The sequence below is a fragment of the Delftia sp. JD2 genome, from assembly GCF_001682645.1.
GTDB classification, from domain to species: domain Bacteria; phylum Pseudomonadota; class Gammaproteobacteria; order Burkholderiales; family Burkholderiaceae_C; genus Comamonas; species Comamonas acidovorans.
On sequence record NZ_LFJT01000063.1, the window covers coordinates 1 to 15,508 of the forward strand.

Below are 15,508 nucleotides of genomic sequence, written 5' to 3' on the forward strand. Positions count from 1 at the left end.
AGGCCTGGGCCCCGGCGTGCCGGGCACGCCCATCCCGCAGGGCCTGGCGCCGGGCAACAACCTGCTGCCGGCCTCGCCCGCGCCGCTGGCCTCGCTGGCCCACCGCGCGCCCGCGCTGCTGCCCCATGCCCAGGCCGGCAACGGCGTGCCCGACCATGTCGTGAGCGCCCTGCCCGCCTACGAGCCGCGCCTGGGATCGCAGGTGCTGGGCGTGCCCCAGCGCCAGGGCGATCCGCTGGATGCGCTGGCCGCGCTCCCGTTCACGGCACCTGCTGCACCTGCGTCACCTGCGTCACCCGCCGTGCCGCGCATCGGCGTGCCCACCGAAGGGCCCGGCATTGCGTCCACCGTGCCTTCGGCCGAGCCGCGCTTTTACTTTGTCGATCCCGTGGTGCTGCCCGCCGGCTACACCACGCCGGCCCATCCGCTGCAGCGCCAGCAGGCTTCGCACGGGGCAAGGCATGGAGCGGCCGGCGTGCAGGCGCCCTTCGACGTGCATGCCGTGCGCCGGGACTTTCCCATCCTGTCCGAGCGCGTCAACGGCCGGCCCCTGGCCTGGCTGGACAACGCGGCCACCACGCACAAGCCGCGCGCGGTGATAGAGCGCATCCGCCACTTCTACGAACACGAGAACTCCAACATCCACCGCGCAGCCCATGAACTGGCCGCGCGCGCCACCGACGCCTACGAGGGCGCGCGCGAGCGCGTGCGCCGCTTCATCAACGCGCCCGACGTGAACGAGGTCATCTTCGTGCGCGGCACCACCGAGGCCATCAACCTCGTGGCCAAGAGCTGGGGCTGGCAGCATGTGGGCGAGGGCGACGAGATCATCGTCTCCCACCTGGAGCACCACGCCAACATCGTGCCCTGGCAGCAGCTGGCGGCCGCCAAGGGCGCGAAGATCCGCGTGATCCCGGTGGACGACTCGGGCCAGGTGCTCATCGATGAATACCGCAGGCTGCTGAACCCGCGCACCAAGATCGTCTCCGTCACCCAGGTCTCCAACGCGCTGGGCACGGTCGTGCCCGTGCAGCAGATCGTGGAGCTGGCCCACCAGGCGGGCGCCCGGGCCCTGGTCGATGGCGCGCAGTCGGTCTCGCACATGGCCGTGGACGTGCAGGCCATCGGCGCGGACTTCTTCGTGTTCTCGGGCCACAAGGTCTTCGGGCCCACGGGTATCGGCGTGGTCTGGGGACGGCGCGAGGTGCTGGAGGACATGCCGCCCTGGCAGGGCGGCGGCAACATGATCGCCGACGTGACCTTCGAGAAAACCGTCTACCAGCCCCTGCCCAACACCTTCGAGGCGGGCACCGGCAACATTGCCGACGCCGTGGGCCTGGGCGCCGCCATCGACTACGTGCAGGCCCTGGGCATGGAGCGCATCGCGCGCTACGAGCACGATCTGCTGCAGTACGGCACGCAGGCGCTGGCGCACATCCCCGGCCTGCGCCTGATCGGCACGGCGGCCGACAAGGCCAGCGTGCTGTCCTTCGTGCTCGAGGGCTGGACCACGGCCGAGGTGGGCGAGGCGCTCAACGCCGAAGGCATCGCCGTGCGCACCGGCCACCACTGCGCCCAGCCCATCCTGCGGCGCTTCGGCGTGGAGACCACGGTGCGGCCCTCGCTGGCCTTCTACAACACCACCGAGGAAATCGACCGGCTGGCGGCCGTGGTGCAGGGGCTGGCGGCGCGCAGGCGGGGTTGAGCCACGGGCTCAGCCCAGGCGTCTTGCAAAGGCGTCGCCCGTGGTGGCCGTGCCCAGGCGGCCGCCACGTCGTTGGCGCCGCTTGCGCCAGGTGTGCCGCAGGCCGGCCCCGGTGGCCATGCCGCGCCACAGCAGCGGACGGAACACGGCATTGGAGTCATGAAAAAGCATTGCCAAAATAAGAATGATCCTATGGATTTTCATAAATCATAGGAATAGACTTTGGAGCACGCCCATCAAACTCTCCTGCATCGTTTCCGGTTTCATTCATATGAAAAAAATCAGATATTTTCTCATTCCGGCAACGCTTTGCTTTTCTGTAAGCTCCATTCATGGAGGCATGTTTACACCGGCAGTATCCATCGTCCAATTACCGGAAATCATCAACGTTCCCGCAGGAAATATCATGAATGGATCAGTGCTATGGGAATCGCCCATGTTCAAATCCACTCTCGACACAATTTCCTACAGTGTGCTTTCGGGGCCATCTTCAGAAATATGGCCCCAAATCATGAACCCCACTACGCTGGACGGCGATATCTACTCCACATCTTTGCGCGGAATAGGAGTCCGTTGGCGTGCCATATGGAAAGCCAGGAATTTCCCCAATGGCAAAACCATGTCCATCACCACTACGTCCAAAAATGCAGGAGCCACGGGATGGCAAAAGGATGATGTACATGAGCAAACCATATGGATGCAACTCATCAAGACAGGCGCCGTTCAATCGGGTACTTTCAGCGTCAGCAGCTATGCAACCGCCCGGTTTGACTGCAATAGCCTTTGCAATATCTGGTCCGTGATGGCGGCCGGCAGCACCGTGGTGCGCACAGGCGCCAGTTGCCGGGTGAAGACGAGCAACATCGCCGTGAACCTGCAGCGAATCAACAGATCACTGTTCAACGGGATAGGCTCTACCTCCGCGCCCCAGCCATTCGATCTGGAACTGATCTGCACCGGGGGCGATGCCAATTCCACCCTGCGCCCGTTCGTCACGCTCACGGATGCCAACGATGCCGCCAACCGCTCCGATGTGCTGACGGTGACCGGAGGGGCTGCCGGCATCGGCATCCAGATCCGCAGCAGCGACAAGGTCATCAGCTACGGCGAGGACTCCGCCAACTTCGGCAATCCCAACCAGTGGCAGGCGGGCATCATCACCCCAAACACCAGCAACCACGTGATTCCATTGACGGCGCGCTATGTCCAGACCCAGCCCTCCGTCACCACAGGCCTGGCCAACGGACGGGCCACCTTCACGCTCAATTACCAGTGACCTACCAGTGACCTGCCAGTGACACGCTGGCTGCATTGCGGCTGTGCAGGCGCCCCCGTGCCGATCCTGCACTGCCGCACCCGGCTGCGCTCACTCGGCTCTGGCCCCCGACACCCGCACCTGCTCGGCCGCCACGGGCATCTGCTCGCGCACGAAGCGCCAGAACGCGTCCACGCCCATGGGCTTGACGGGCAGCGAGCCCTGTTCGATGAACTGCTTTTGCACCTCGGGATTGCGCAGCGCCGTGGCCAGTGCGCCGTTCAGGCGCTCCAGCGCCGCACGCGGCGTGCCGGCCGGGGCAACCAGGCCGTACCAGGAGTCGGTGTAGAAGCCCTTGACGCCTGCTTCCTCGAAGGTGGGCACATCGGGCAGGGCCGGCAGGCGCTGGCGTGAGGCCACGGCCAGGGCGCGCAGCTTGCCCGAGCGGATGAAGGGGATGGCGCCCGTGGTGAGCACGAAGTCCACGCGGCCCGCCATCAGGTCGGTCATGGCCGGGGCCGTGCCCTTGTAGGGGATGTGGGTGACATCCACGCCCGTGAGCTGCTTGAAGCTGGCGCCGGCCAGGTGCTGGCTGGAGCCCACGCCGCCCGAGCCGTAGTTGAGCTGGCCCGGCCTGGCGCGCGCCGCCTCCAGCAGATCGTTGACCGAGCGCAGCGGCGAGGCCACGGGCACCAGCAGCACGCTGGGCGAGGTGGTGATCATGCCGATGGGCGCGAAGTCCTTGAGCGGGTCGTGGTTGAGCTTGGCATAGAGCGCGGAGTTCAGGCCGTGCGAGGCCACGGTGGCCAGCATGATGGTGTTGCCATCGGGCCTTGCGCGGGCCGCCGCGTCGCTGCCCAGGTTGCCGCCCGCGCCGGCCCGGTTGTCGATGGTGATGGGCTGGCCCAGGGCCTCGCTCATGCGCGTGGCCGCCAGCCGCGCCACGTTGTCGGAGGGGCCGCCCGCAGGCCAGCCCACGATGAGGGTGATGGGGCCTTGCGCCAGGGCCGGCAGGGCCAGGGCGCACAGGGCCAGTGCAGCCAGGCTGCGGCGCGGCAGACAGTGCATGGCGGTCGTCCTTGTGAATTCAAAGGTTGGCATGGGCATGGCCTTCAGGGCTTTCCGTCCTGCCAGGGCATTTCGGTCCAGAGCTTGCGAAAGCCGGCCTCGGTGCGCTCCAGTTCGGCCGCGTAGGCGGGCGGCGCCAGATAGCGCAGCGGCGCGTACATGGCCTCGGCCTGCTGCCTGAACTGCGGGTCGGCCGCGATGGCGGCCACGGCATCGACCAGCTTTTTGCGCACGCCTTCGGGCAAGCCCTTGGGCGCGGCCAGGCCGCGCAGGGAGGCCAGCTCGATATCGATGCCCTGCTCCTTGAACGTAGGCACCTGCGGCGCCAGCGAGCTGCGCGCGGCCGACATCTGGCCCAGCAGGCGGATGGGAGTGCCGCCCTTCTGGTAGGCCAGCACCTCGCCCACGTTGATGGCGCCGATGGTGATCTGCTGGCCCGTGGCGGCGGCGCGCACCTCGCCCGCGCCCTTGTAGGGCACATGGGTGAGCTGCGTGCCCGTGGCCTTGGCGAACAGCAGCATGGCCAGGTGGTCGTCCGAGCCCGTGCCCGTGGTGCCCACCGTCACGGCACCGGGGTTGGCCCGGGCGTAGGCGGCCAGGCCGGCCAGCGTGGTGATGGCGTTGCTGTTGTGGATGGCAAAGCCGCCCGGGTCGTCCACCAGGTTGCCCAGCAGGTCGTACTGGCTCCAGTGGAAGCTGCTCTTGCGCTCGATGGGAATGGTCAGCACGTTGGGCGTGTTGATGAAGCCGATGGTGTAGCCATCCGGCTTGGCGCGTGCCAGTTCGCCAAAGCCGATGCCGCCGCCCGCGCCGGGGCGGTTGAGCACGACCACGCTGCCGCCCAGCTTCTTTTCCAGATGGCGGGCCAGCAGCCGCGCCACCAGGTCGGTGCCGCCGCCGGGCCCGTAGGCCACGATCATCTCGATGTTGCGCGAGGGATAGGGGGCCTCGCCCTGAGTCTGGGCCTGGGCCAGGGCCGGCAGCGCCATGCAGGCGGCGGCCAGGCCTGCGCACAATGCGCGCCTTGCTTGCTGTGTCATCTTTGTCTCCTGGGTCGCCTCTTGCAGTGGTCTGAGAGGCTTTTTAGTCATGGTGAAGGAAGCGGCTCAACGGGACGGGTCCAAGGCCCTGGCGATGCGCTCGCGCGCATGCGGCCAGACCTCGGGATTGACCAGGCGCGCGGGCCGCTGGCCGTCGGCCAGCAACTGCACGATCTGGGTGGCGGCCAGCTCGGCGTTGTTGCGCCGGGCCTCGTGCGTGACACCGGCGGTGTGGAAGGTGGCCACCACCTGGGGCAGGGCCAGCAGCGGATGGGAGGCGGGCGGCGGCTCCTGGTCCCAGACATCGAGCCCCGCGCCCGCCAGGTGGCCGCTGGCCAGGGCGGCGTGCAGGGCGGCCTCGTCATGGATACCGCCGCGCGCCGTGCTCACGAAGATGGCGCCCGGCTTCATGGCCGCAAAGGCAGCGGCGTTCATGATCCCCAGCGTGGAGGCATCGCGCGGGCAGTGCAGGGAGACGATGTCCGCGCGCTGCAGCAGTTCGTCGAAGCCGACGGCCTCTGCCCCGCGCGCCGCCAGGCCGGCCGCGTCATAGGCCGGGTCGCAGCCGATCACCTGCATGCCGAAGGCCCGGCCCAGGGCCGCGACGCGGCTGCCGACCTCGCCCACGCCGACCAGGCCCAGGGTGCGGCCGCGCAACTCGTGGCCCATGACGTCTTCCCGGCTGAAGCCCCGGGCAGGGGCGCGCAGCAGGCGGTCGGATTCGTTGATGCGGCGCAGCACGGACAGCATCAGCCCGATGGCCATCTCGGCCACCGAATCCGCGTTGCCGCCCGACTGGTTCACCACGGCCACGCCGGCGCGCGTGCAGGCCTCGATATCGATGGTGTCGCAGCCCGACCCGCTAGAGGACACGGCCAGCAGATCGGGGCAGCGCGCCAGCAGGTCCGCCGTGGCGAACCAGTGGCGCGGCAGCTCGTCCTTGGCGGCCGTGATCTGGTAGACCTGGGCGCCGGCCAGGGCCTGCCAGGCGGCGGCATCGTCGCCCTCGCGCCGGCAGGTGACCAGCTGCACGCCAAGCGCGGCCGAGACGATGCGGTCAAAGGCCGCGTCCAGCCAGTAGTCGAAACGGACAACGCGATGGTCCATCACAGCACCCCCTTGGCGGCCAGCGTGCGCGCCACCCAGGAGCGGTCGGCGCGGCCTGCGGCAATGGCGGCGAGCACGTCGGCCTCGTCCCGCTGTATGGCCTCCACGCGGTCGGCAATGGCGACGGCCTCGGCGGCGGGCACGGACAGCAGGCCGTCGCCGTCGCCCAGCACCAGGTCGCCCGGGTGGACGACCATGCCGTCGATGCTCACGGGCACATGCAGCTCGCCGGGGCCGTCCTTGTAGGGACCACGGTGCGAGACGCCGCGCGCATACACGGGCAGGCCGTGCTGGCCGATGGTGTCGCTGTCGCGGATCAGCCCGTCAATGACGATGCCGGCCGCGCCGCGCGCCATCATCAGCGCCAGCATGATCTCGCCAATGATGGCGTTGGGCCCGGCGCCGCCCGCGTCCACCACGATCACGTCGCCGGGGCCGCAGATGTCGATGGCCTGGTGCACCATGAGGTTGTCGCCGGGCCGCGTGCGCACGGTCAGCGCACGGCCCACCAGCGGCCCCTGGCGGCGGTGAAAGGGCCGCAGCGCCGAGGTGCCCGTGGTGCGGCTCATGGCGTCGCTGACATTGGCGACCGGAAAGCCGCGGTAGCGCTGCAGCAGCGCATCACCAAGGGCGGCCTCGGGCCGGGCGTGGATATGGAATCCGGGAATCTTGCTCACTGCTGTGTCTCCGTCTGTGTCTGTGTCTGTGCCGATACCGTTGTCTTGCCGCTCAGAACGCATCCCAGGCCTGCGCGTGGCGCACGCAGGCCGGTGTGACCTGGTCCAGGCGCGTGGCGCCCAGCATGGCCATGTCGCGCAGCACCTCCTCGCGCAGCAGGGCCATGGCGTGGGCCACGCCCGCCGGCCCGGCCACCGAGGCCGCGTAGTTGAAGGGCCGGCCCACGAACACGCAGCGCGCGCCCAGGGCCAGGGCCTTGAGCACGTCGGTGCCCCGGCGCACGCCGCTGTCCAGCATCACCGGCAGGCCGGGCACGGCGCGCACGATGCCGGGCAGCACGCGCAGCGGTGCCACGGCGCCGTCGAGCTGGCGCCCGCCGTGGTTGGAGACGATGAGGCCGTCGGCGCCGTGATCGCGCGCCAGCACGGCGTCTGCGGCCGAAAGAATGCCCTTGACCACGAGCTGCCCCTGCCAGCGCTGGCGGATGGCGGCCAGATGCGGCCAGGCCAGATGGGAGCGGTCCGAGAAATCGCGCATCACGCTGGCCGACAGGATGGGCGCGCCCCGGTGCGCATAGTTGTTCTCGAAATGCGGCATGCCGTGGCGCCACAGGGTCTTGAGAAAGCTGCCGAACAGCCAGCGCGGGTGGCTGATGCCCTGCCAGGCCAGGCCCGGCCCGGGCCGCAGCGGCGTGGAAAAGCCGGCGCGCACATTGTTCTCGCGGTTGGCGGCCACGGGCGTGTCCACCGTGATCACCAGGGTCTGCACGCCGGCGGCGGCCACGCGGTCCAGCAGCGCATCGATCTGGCCCTGGTCGCCCGGCAGGTAGGCCTGGAACCAGGTGTGGGGCGCGGCCGCCATCACCTCCTCCAGCCGGATCAGCGAGGAGCCGCTCATGATGGCCGGCACGCCCGCCTGCTGTGCGGCCTGGGCCAGCACCAGATCGCCCCGGTAGGCCGACAGCGCGGCAATGCCCATGGGCGCCACGCCGAAGGGCGCGCCGTAGCGGCGCCCGAACAGCTCGAAGGAGGGATCGCGCTGTGCCACGCCCACCAGCGCGCGCGGCACGAAGGCCAGCTCGGCAAAGGCGCGGCGGTTGTCCGCCAGCGAGGCGTTGTCCTCCACCGCCCCGCTGATGTAGGCATGGATGGGGCGCGGCAGGTGCCGCCGCGCCAGCCGCTCGAAATCATCGAGAGACAGCACCTGGCGCAGGCGGCGCGGCGGCCTGGCAGGGGCTGGCGCAGCAGCTGCAGGAGCGGTGGTGGAGGGGACGGTGTTGGCAGGCATTGCCGGCCAATGTAGAAGGGCCAACCTGCAAAGAAAAGCGAAATAAATAGGAATCGATATTTCGATTTTGGAAGAATGTCGCCATGACCCTCAAACAGCTCGAAGCCTTCTACTGGGCCGCCACCTGCCTGAACTTCAGCGTGGCGGCCGACCGCGTGCACCTGTCGGTCTCATCGCTGTCCAAGCGCATTGCGGAGCTGGAGGCCTCGCTGGGCGTGCAGCTGTTCGACCGCAGCGGCCGCGCCGCCGAACTCACGCCCCAGGGCGAGCAGCTGCTGCCGCGCATCCGCGAGCTGCTGCACGGCGCCGCCCAGCTGCGCGAGGCGGCGGGCCGCAGCGTGGGCCTGCAGGGCCGCTGCCGCATCGGCTTTGGCGAGCTCAGCGGCCTGACCTGGCTGCCCCGGCTGGTGCAGCGGGTGGCCGAGCTGCACCCCGACCTGCAGCTGGAGCCCCACACCGACATCGGCCAGGTGCTGGAGCAGCGCATCGTCGATGGCGAGCTGGACTGCGTGGTCATCGCCGGGCCGTCCTCGCGCAGCAGCCTGGCCTTCGAGCAGGTCGCCCAGGTGCGCTTTGTCTGGGCCGCCAGCGACGACTTCATCGCCCGCGCCGGCACCGGCCTGCCCCGGCGCCTGGTGCGCGAGCAACTGCTGATCGCCCTGCCCACCGGCTCGGGCGCCACGCGCACGCTGGACGACTGGCTGGGCCGCCACGGCCTGGCCGTGGAGCGGCGCCTTTCCTGCAACAGCTGGGGCGCCGTGGTGGGCATGGTGGTGGACGGCCTGGGCTTCACCTACATGCCCGAGCAATGGGCGCTGGCCCTGCAGCAACGCGGCCGCCTGCGCGTGCTGGACGGCAGCGCCGAGGCCGCAAAGCACAGCGCGCTGGCCCCGCTGACCTACACCGTGCAATGGCGCCGCGACGATGCCCGGCCGCTGATCACGGAAATGCGCGAGATCATCCGCAGCGTGATCGATTTCCCGGCGCCGCGCTGTTTGAGTTGAACTTGCACCCTGGCGGCCCCATGCCCTTTAGCCCGCGCGCAGCAGTCACGGCAGGAGCTGCTGGACAATCACACCCATGACCACCGCGCCTCTTCCAGATCCCCCAGATTCCGCAGATCCCGCCGCCTCCGCCGACCCCATGCCCCAGCCGCCCGAGCAGCCCGACCTGGACGCCTGCTGCGGCAATGGCTGCGACCCCTGCATCTTCGACAGCTATGACCTGGCCATGGACGAGTACCGCCAGGCGCTGCGGGCCTGGAAGGCGCGCAACGAAACGCCGGCGGGCCAGGGATAGGGGTAGCGCGATCAGTCCACGCGGGCGATCAGGTCCAGCTCCACGGCCGCGCCCTTGGGCAACTGCAGCACGCCCACCGAAGTGCGCGTGTGGGCACCCACGGGGCCCAGCACCCGGGCGATGAGGTCGGAGGCGCCATCGGCCACCTCGCTTTGCTGGGTGAAATCGGGCGCCGAGCGCACATAGACGGTGATGCGCGCAACGGCGCGCACGGCATCGAGCGAGCCGGCCGCGCGCTGCACGAAGGCCAGAGCCCGCATGGCGCAGATGGCGGCGGCCGTTCTGGCCGATGCCAGGTCGATCCCGGCGCCGACCGTCCCCACGTAGAGCACTTCATCGCCCACGCGGGGAATCTGCCCGCTGACGAACAGTTGCTGGCCGTCGCGCACGACGGGGCTGTAGTTGCCGCCTATCTTGATCTCGCCATCGAAGCGGTGGCCGAGCTCAAGGGCGGCCTGGGCGAAGCGTTCATCTGCTGTCATGGTCTGGTGTCCGGAGTAAGGCAAGCGCGCAGTCTAGAGCGTGTTATGCACTTTCCCGGCTTTCCCGAAGGGTTGGCTCTGCGTGCAGGCGCTCGCGGCGTTGCAGCGCTTGCCAAGGCATGAGCCTTGGCGGCGCACTGCGCCTTGCGATCACCAGCGCGCAGAACCAACGCGGGTACTTAAAAGTGCATAACACGCTCTAGAGCCTGTGGTGCACCGGCGCCTGCGGCGGCTTCAACTGCCCGTGGACGCGTAATGCCTCACTCCCATGCGCCAGGCGCCCGAGGCCAGCCAGAGGAAGGCAAAGCCGGCCAGCGGCGAGACCCAGCCCAGCCAGGCCGGCGCGCCCAGCGGGTCGGGCTTGCCCAGCACGGCCAGCGCCGGGTAGTAGGCCACGCAGGCCAGCGGCACGGCGAAGGTCAGCAGGCGGCGGAACCACTGCGCGTACAGGGCCAGCGGGTACTGGGCGGCCTCGACGCTGCCGTAGCTCAGCACATTGGCGGCTTCCAGGCTTTCCACGGTCCAGAACGAGAGCGCACCCTGCAGCACCAGGATGCCCAGGAACAGCGCCACGCCGCCCGCCACGGCGAACAGCGCCACGGCGACGGCCTGGGGCGTCCACGCCACGGCGCCCTGGGCCGTGGCAAAGCCCAGCACCATCAGGCCCTGCAGCAGGCGGCCCAGGCGGCTGATGCGCACGTCATGGCCCATGAGCTGCAGCCACACGGGGCGCGGGCGCAGCAGCAGGCGGTCGAAGGCGCCGGTGCGCAGGAACTGCGTGCCCAGCACGTCGAAGCCCCGGCCCAGCGCATCGGCCAGGGCGAACATGCAGTTCACCAGGCCATAGAACACGGCCACTTCGCCGATGCGCCAGCCCTGCACCTCGCCAAACCGGTGGAACAGCGCCCAGACGGCGATGACCTCGATGCCCGTGACCAGGAACTGGCCCAGGGTCAGCATCAGCGCCGAGGCCGGGTAGCGCGCCTGCCCGCCCAGCGAGGCCAACGCCAGGCGCAGGAACATGGACAGCGATCCTTTTTGCTTGGCCATGGCGCTCACCCGCCCTGCACTTCGAGGCCGCGCATGGTGCGCGCCATGGCCACGCGGCCCAGGGCCACGATCACGGCAATCCACAGGGCTTGCAGCGCCAGGCAGGCCAGCATCTGCGCACCGGCCATCTGGCCGAAATAGATGCGCGCAGGAATGTCCATCACGCCGGCCAGCGGCTGCAGCAGCAGCGCGGTCTGCCAGGCGTCGGGCATCAGCGCCAGCGGCAGCAGGTTACCCGACAGCACGATGACCACGGGCGCGGCCAGCGTGTTGATGCCTTTTTCATTGAGCGCGGCGGCGGCGGCAACGTTCAGCAGCATGACCAGTGCAGTGGACAGCAGCAGCGCCAGCAGCATGGACGCGGCAAAGCCCAGGCCTGCGGCCCAGCCGGCCGGCGGCTGCCAGCCCCAGGCGCCCAGCCCCATCAGCGGCAGGGCCAGCCCTGCAAACGCCACCATCAGCGCCACGCGCGGCAGCACGCGCGCGGCGATCCAGCCAGCCGAGCGCACGAACCACAGCGCATAGGCATCCACGGGCCGCAGCCGGTCATAGGCGATGGCGCCCGTGCGCACGGCCAGGGCCACGTCGGGGTCGCCGCTCCAGGGCAGCAGCGCGAACAGGCCCTGGGCCAGCCAGGTGTAGGTGATGGCGTGCTCCAGCGAAATCGGCGCGCCGGCCGATGCCGAGGCACTGCCGTAGAACGCCGCCAGCACCATGGTCTTGATGGCGCCCCACCAGCACTGCGTGGCAAAGCCCGCGTAGGCGGCCGTGCGGTACTGCAGCATCAGCAGAAAGCGCGAGGCGAAGGCGGCCTTGTAGGGGCGCAGCAGGTGTTGCAGGCGGTGCATGCGGTGCAGGCGCTGGTGCGATCCCATGGCGCTCAGACCTCCGAGGCACCATGCATGGCGTAGAAGCGGGCGATCACGGCCTCGATGGCCATGTCCTGCCCCTCGCCCTCGCCTTCGCCTTGGCCTTCGACCGTGCCATCGCGCTGCGCCGCCGCCACCTGGGCGCGCAGCGCATCGACCGCGCAGTCGGCCAGCACCCGGCCATGGCCGATGACGATGACGCGCCGCGCCAGCGCCTCGATGTCGTGCATGTCATGCGTGGTCAGCAGCACCGTGGTGCCGCGCTCGCGGTTGGCGCGCAGCACGAACTCGCGCACGGCCAGCTTGGAGGGTGCGTCCAGGCCGATGGTGGGCTCGTCCAGGAACAGGATCTCGGGCTCGTGCAGCAGGGCCGCGGCGATCTCGGCGCGCATGCGCTGGCCCAGGGACAGCTGGCGCACGGGCTGGTCCAGCAAGCGCTCCAGGCTCAGCATGGCCACCAGCTCGTCGCGGGTGCGCGCAAAGCGCAGCGGATCGACGCGGTACAGGTCGCGCAGCAGGTTGAAGCCATCGCCCACGGGCAGGTCCCACCACAGCTGCGAGCGCTGTCCGAAGACCACGCCGATGCGGCCCACATGGCGCTGGCGGTCGGCGAAGGGGTCGCGCCCGTCCACCTCCACGCGCCCGCCATCGGGCCGCAGGATGCCCGACAGGATCTTGATGGTGGTGGACTTGCCTGCGCCGTTGGGGCCGATGAAGCCCAGCAGCTCGCCACGCTCCAGCGCAAACGACACGCCATCCAACGCCTGCACCGTGCGGTGGCGCGGGCGCACCAGCGCGCGCAGCGCGCCCATCACGCCGGGGTCGCGTTCATGGATGCGGTAGGTCTTGCGGAGGTCGTGGACGAGGATCTGGGGCATGGCGCTGGGCGGTGAGGTGAGCGCAGAGGGGGGCACAGAGGGGGCGCGATTCTACACAGGCCCGGGCTTTGCTATCCTGCGCGCAAATTCGCGGATGGAAATCCGCCTTGCCGCACGCACGCACGCACAAAGGAAACACAACATGGCAGCTGAAGGCAACGCAAGCCAGCTCGTAGGAATCGTCACGCTGCTGGGGGCCGCCGTGGTGGCCGTGCCGCTGTTCAAGCGGCTGGGCCTGGGCGCCGTGCTCGGCTACCTGGCCGCTGGCCTGGCCATAGGCCCCTACGGGCTGGGCCTGGTGACGGACGCGCAGACCATCCTGCACGTGGCCGAGCTGGGCGTGGTGATGTTTCTCTTCGTCATCGGGCTGGAGATGAAGCCCTCGCACCTGTGGGATCTGCGCGGCCAGATCTTCGGGCTGGGCAGCCTGCAGGTGGTGGTGTGCGCGCTGCTGCTCACGGGCGTGGGCATGGCCTTCGGCTTTCCGTGGCAGGTGGCCTTCGTGAGCGGCGCGGGCTTCGTGCTGACCTCCACGGCCATCGTCATGCAGGTGCTGGCCGAGCGTGGCGACATTCTGGCGCCGCGCGGCCAGCGCATCGTCTCCATCCTGCTGTTCGAGGACCTGCTCATCGTGCCGCTGCTGGCCGTGGTGGCGTTTCTGGCGCCTGCCGATGCGGCGCCCGTGGCGACTTCGCCCCTGTGGCAACGCGCGGGCGTGGCCCTGCTGTCGCTGGGCGCGCTGGTGGGCGCGGGCCTGTGGCTGCTGAACCCGCTGTTCCGCATCCTGGCCAAGGCCAAGGCGCGCGAGGTGATGACGGCCGCCGCGCTGCTGGTGGTGCTGGGCGCCGCCCTGCTGATGGAGATGGGCGGCCTGTCCATGGCCATGGGCGCCTTCGTGGCGGGCGTGCTGCTGTCCGAATCCTCGTTCCGCCACCAGCTGGAGGCCGATGTGGAGCCCTTCCGCGGCCTGCTGCTGGGCTTGTTCTTCCTGGGCGTGGGCATGGCGCTGAACCTGGAGGTGGTGGCGCTGAACTGGCGCATCGTGGGCATGGGCGTGGTGGCGCTGATGCTGGGCAAGGCGCTGTGCATCTATGCCGTGGCCCGCGTGGCACGCAGCAGCCATGCCGATGCGCTGGACCGCGCCATCCTCATGGCCCAGGGCGGGGAGTTCGCCTTCGTGCTGTTTGCCGAGGCGCTCAAGCTCGGCGTGCTCGACCCCGAGGTGCATGCCAACATGACGGCCATCGTCGTGCTGTCCATGGCCATCACGCCGCTGGTGGTGGTGCTGCACAAGCGCCTGGCAGGCGCCGAGGCCGTGTCGCTGGACGGCGTGGAGGCGCCGCAGGACCTGCGCGGCAACGTGCTGGTCATCGGCTTCGGCCGCGTGGGCCAGATCGCCAGCCAGGGGCCGCTGGCCCGTGGCGCCAAGCTGTCCATCATCGACAACGACCCCGACGTGATCCGCAACGCCGAGCCCTACGGCTTCAAGGTCTACTTCGGCGACGGCGCGCGCGCCGACATCCTGCATGCGGCCGGCGCCAGCCATGCCAGCGCCATCCTGGTCTGCGTGGACAGCAAGGCCGCCGCCACGCGCATCGTGGAGAACGTGCGCCACGAATGCCCGCACGCCCGCCTCATCGTGCGCGCCTATGACCGCGAGCACGCGCTGGAGCTCATCCAGAAGGACGCCGACCATGTCGTGCGCGAGAGCTTCGAGTCCGCCCTGCTCATGGGCCGCCATGCCGTGCTGGCCTTGGGCGCCACCGAGGACGAGGCCCAGACGCTGGAGGCCGAAGTGCGCGGCCGCGACACCGAGCGCTTTGCGCTGGAGACCGCCGGCGGCAACTTTGCGGGGCGCGCGCTGCTGCTGGGCAATATCGAGCGCATCGATCCGCCCCGGCACGACAAGCCCACCGCCAGGGACTGAGCGCGCAGGGGCCGCAGGCCCCGCTCAATGCCGCTGGTTGATCTGAATGAGATTGCCGCAGGTGTCGTCGAACATCGCAATCGTGACCGGCCCCAGATGCGTCGGCGGCCTGGTGAAGCACACGCCGGCCGCGCTCAGGCGCTCGTACTCGGCCTGCACGTCGTCCACGCCGAAGAAGGTGGCCGGCACGCCGTCGGCATGCAGGGCGGTCTTGAACGGCCTGGCGGCCGGGTGCATGTCGGGTTCGAGCAGCAGCTCCACGCCATCGGCATCGCCGGGCGATGTCAGGGTGAGCCAGCGCGCATCGCCGCCCATGGGAATGTCGTGCTTGAGGACGAAGCCGAGCACGTCGCGGTAGAAGGCCAGGGCCTTGTCCTGGTCGTCGACGAGCACGCTGGTGATGACGATCTTCATGGAATGCTCCTTGTGCCGCTGCGCAGGGCACGCACTGGGCCCGCACCAGGCTGCACCGGATACACACCTGCCACCACCGGCAGGCCCGCTATTTCAGCCTGAAGACGACGGGCACGCGCGTCCACATGCTGTCCGGCACGCCGTCGCGCGTGCCGGGGACAAAGCGCCACGTCCGCACGGCGTCCAGCGCCTCCTGGTCGAGCAGAGGATAGCCGCTGCTGTCTGCCACATCCACGGCCAGTGCCTTTCCGCTGGCGCCCACCAGAACCCGCAGCACCACCTTGCCTTCCTGCTCCAGCCGCCTGGCTTCCTTGGGATAGGCCGGCATCTTGTTCTCGCTGGCCTGGCTGTCGGGCACAGGCTGCACCACGCCTGCCGCAGCCGGGCCGCCGGCCAGCAGGCCCAGGGTCAATGCAAGGATGGCGCAGCGCATGCGGGGCATTCGGAAG

The 15,508-nt window shown here is 69.6% G+C and carries 17 protein-coding genes; 5 read left to right on the forward strand and 12 right to left on the reverse strand.

The annotated features are described in order from the left end of the window. A partial coding sequence (locus tag ACM14_RS24900) for a family 2A encapsulin nanocompartment cargo protein cysteine desulfurase (RefSeq protein ID WP_065347640.1) occupies positions 1-1,705 on the forward strand: 1,705 nt, incomplete at its 5' end. A 9-nt stretch (positions 1,706-1,714) separates the two neighbouring features. Here the strand turns inward: ACM14_RS24900 and ACM14_RS32170 are convergent. After that, positions 1,715-1,882: a hypothetical protein gene (locus ACM14_RS32170; RefSeq protein WP_175403307.1), complete on the reverse strand. Its 168-nt coding sequence runs from the start codon at positions 1,880-1,882 to the stop codon at positions 1,715-1,717. A gap of 94 nt (positions 1,883-1,976) precedes the next feature. Between ACM14_RS32170 and ACM14_RS24905 the strand changes: the two genes are divergently transcribed. After that, entirely contained in the window at positions 1,977-2,981 is a 1,005-nt protein-coding gene (locus ACM14_RS24905; protein ID WP_254662131.1) for a fimbrial protein, read from the forward strand. Between the two features lie 90 nt (positions 2,982-3,071). Here the strand turns inward: ACM14_RS24905 and ACM14_RS24910 are convergent, their stop codons facing one another. The 5 genes from ACM14_RS24910 to ACM14_RS24930 form a co-directional block, all read right to left on the reverse strand. Beyond that, entirely contained in the window at positions 3,072-4,028 is a 957-nt protein-coding gene (locus ACM14_RS24910) for a tripartite tricarboxylate transporter substrate binding protein (RefSeq protein WP_065347642.1), read from the reverse strand. A gap of 44 nt (positions 4,029-4,072) precedes the next feature. Beyond that, positions 4,073-5,068 carry a tripartite tricarboxylate transporter substrate binding protein gene (locus ACM14_RS24915; protein ID WP_043824367.1) on the reverse strand — a complete coding sequence of 332 codons (996 nt, stop codon included), beginning with the start codon at positions 5,066-5,068 and terminating at the stop codon, positions 4,073-4,075. Between the two features lie 66 nt (positions 5,069-5,134). Next, positions 5,135-6,175, reverse strand: a complete 1,041-nt coding sequence (locus ACM14_RS24920; protein WP_065347643.1) for a hydroxyacid dehydrogenase — start codon at positions 6,173-6,175, stop codon at positions 5,135-5,137. Next, on the reverse strand, positions 6,175-6,852 hold the full coding sequence (locus ACM14_RS24925; protein WP_065347644.1) for an RraA family protein: 678 nt from the start codon (positions 6,850-6,852) through the stop codon (positions 6,175-6,177). The genes ACM14_RS24920 and ACM14_RS24925 overlap by 1 nt, the downstream gene beginning before the upstream one ends. Positions 6,853-6,904: 52 nt before the next feature. Continuing rightward, the gene (locus tag ACM14_RS24930) at positions 6,905-8,140 is read right to left on the reverse strand and encodes an alpha-hydroxy acid oxidase (RefSeq protein ID WP_065347645.1); all 1,236 of its coding nucleotides are present in this window, start codon (positions 8,138-8,140) and stop codon (positions 6,905-6,907) included. An 83-nt stretch (positions 8,141-8,223) separates the two neighbouring features. Between ACM14_RS24930 and ACM14_RS24935 the strand changes: the two genes are divergently transcribed. Together ACM14_RS24935 and ACM14_RS24940 are read left to right on the forward strand one after the other, a co-directional pair. Then, positions 8,224-9,144, forward strand: a complete 921-nt coding sequence (locus ACM14_RS24935; RefSeq protein ID WP_012207596.1) for a LysR family transcriptional regulator — start codon at positions 8,224-8,226, stop codon at positions 9,142-9,144. Positions 9,145-9,220: 76 nt separating this feature from the next. After that, positions 9,221-9,439 (forward strand): oxidoreductase-like domain-containing protein, encoded by a 219-nt coding sequence (locus tag ACM14_RS24940; RefSeq protein ID WP_065347646.1) that lies wholly within the window; start codon positions 9,221-9,223, stop codon positions 9,437-9,439. 11 nt (positions 9,440-9,450) lie between these two features. Here ACM14_RS24940 and ACM14_RS24945 read toward each other — a convergent pair whose 3' ends face one another. From ACM14_RS24945 to ACM14_RS24960, 4 genes are all read right to left on the reverse strand, one after another. Continuing rightward, positions 9,451-9,921 carry a RidA family protein gene (locus ACM14_RS24945; RefSeq protein ID WP_012207603.1) on the reverse strand — a complete coding sequence of 157 codons (471 nt, stop codon included), beginning with the start codon at positions 9,919-9,921 and terminating at the stop codon, positions 9,451-9,453. A gap of 234 nt (positions 9,922-10,155) precedes the next feature. Beyond that, positions 10,156-10,971, reverse strand: a complete 816-nt coding sequence (locus tag ACM14_RS24950; RefSeq protein WP_065347664.1) for an ABC transporter permease — start codon at positions 10,969-10,971, stop codon at positions 10,156-10,158. 5 nt (positions 10,972-10,976) lie between these two features. Next, a complete protein-coding gene (locus ACM14_RS24955) occupies positions 10,977-11,846 on the reverse strand; it encodes an ABC transporter permease (RefSeq protein WP_254662132.1) in 870 nt (289 codons plus the stop codon). A 5-nt stretch (positions 11,847-11,851) separates the two neighbouring features. After that, complete coding sequence (locus tag ACM14_RS24960) at positions 11,852-12,718, reverse strand: ATP-binding cassette domain-containing protein (protein WP_065347647.1); 867 nt, start codon at positions 12,716-12,718, stop codon at positions 11,852-11,854. A gap of 142 nt (positions 12,719-12,860) precedes the next feature. Between ACM14_RS24960 and ACM14_RS24965 the strand changes: the two genes are divergently transcribed. Then, positions 12,861-14,645 carry a monovalent cation:proton antiporter-2 (CPA2) family protein gene (locus tag ACM14_RS24965; RefSeq protein ID WP_043824352.1) on the forward strand — a complete coding sequence of 595 codons (1,785 nt, stop codon included), beginning with the start codon at positions 12,861-12,863 and terminating at the stop codon, positions 14,643-14,645. Between the two features lie 24 nt (positions 14,646-14,669). Here ACM14_RS24965 and ACM14_RS24970 read toward each other — a convergent pair whose 3' ends face one another. Further along, entirely contained in the window at positions 14,670-15,059 is a 390-nt protein-coding gene (locus ACM14_RS24970) for a VOC family protein (protein ID WP_065347648.1), read from the reverse strand. Positions 15,060-15,147: 88 nt separating this feature from the next. Further along, positions 15,148-15,501 carry an energy transducer TonB gene (locus tag ACM14_RS24975; RefSeq protein WP_065347649.1) on the reverse strand — a complete coding sequence of 118 codons (354 nt, stop codon included), beginning with the start codon at positions 15,499-15,501 and terminating at the stop codon, positions 15,148-15,150. Positions 15,502-15,508: the final 7 nt, after the last annotated feature.

Bases quoted from the DNA above. Each gene is read 5' to 3' on its own strand.
- ACM14_RS24915 (WP_043824367.1), bottom strand. From the start codon at position 5,068: ATGACACAGCAAGCAAGGCGCGCATTGTGCGCAGGCCTGGCCGCCGCC.
- ACM14_RS24905 (WP_254662131.1), top strand. From the start codon at position 1,977: ATGAAAAAAATCAGATATTTTCTCATTCCGGCAACGCTTTGCTTTTCT.
- ACM14_RS24930 (WP_065347645.1), bottom strand. From the start codon at position 8,140: ATGCCTGCCAACACCGTCCCCTCCACCACCGCTCCTGCAGCTGCTGCG.
- ACM14_RS24955 (WP_254662132.1), bottom strand. From the start codon at position 11,846: ATGGGATCGCACCAGCGCCTGCACCGCATGCACCGCCTGCAACACCTG.
- ACM14_RS24970 (WP_065347648.1), bottom strand. From the start codon at position 15,059: ATGAAGATCGTCATCACCAGCGTGCTCGTCGACGACCAGGACAAGGCC.
- ACM14_RS24920 (WP_065347643.1), bottom strand. From the start codon at position 6,175: ATGGACCATCGCGTTGTCCGTTTCGACTACTGGCTGGACGCGGCCTTT.
- ACM14_RS24910 (WP_065347642.1), bottom strand. From the start codon at position 4,028: ATGCACTGTCTGCCGCGCCGCAGCCTGGCTGCACTGGCCCTGTGCGCC.
- ACM14_RS24950 (WP_065347664.1), bottom strand. From the start codon at position 10,971: ATGGCCAAGCAAAAAGGATCGCTGTCCATGTTCCTGCGCCTGGCGTTG.
- ACM14_RS24975 (WP_065347649.1), bottom strand. From the start codon at position 15,501: ATGCCCCGCATGCGCTGCGCCATCCTTGCATTGACCCTGGGCCTGCTG.
- ACM14_RS24960 (WP_065347647.1), bottom strand. From the start codon at position 12,718: ATGCCCCAGATCCTCGTCCACGACCTCCGCAAGACCTACCGCATCCAT.
- ACM14_RS24935 (WP_012207596.1), top strand. From the start codon at position 8,224: ATGACCCTCAAACAGCTCGAAGCCTTCTACTGGGCCGCCACCTGCCTG.
- ACM14_RS24940 (WP_065347646.1), top strand. From the start codon at position 9,221: ATGACCACCGCGCCTCTTCCAGATCCCCCAGATTCCGCAGATCCCGCC.
- ACM14_RS24945 (WP_012207603.1), bottom strand. From the start codon at position 9,921: ATGACAGCAGATGAACGCTTCGCCCAGGCCGCCCTTGAGCTCGGCCAC.
- ACM14_RS24965 (WP_043824352.1), top strand. From the start codon at position 12,861: ATGGCAGCTGAAGGCAACGCAAGCCAGCTCGTAGGAATCGTCACGCTG.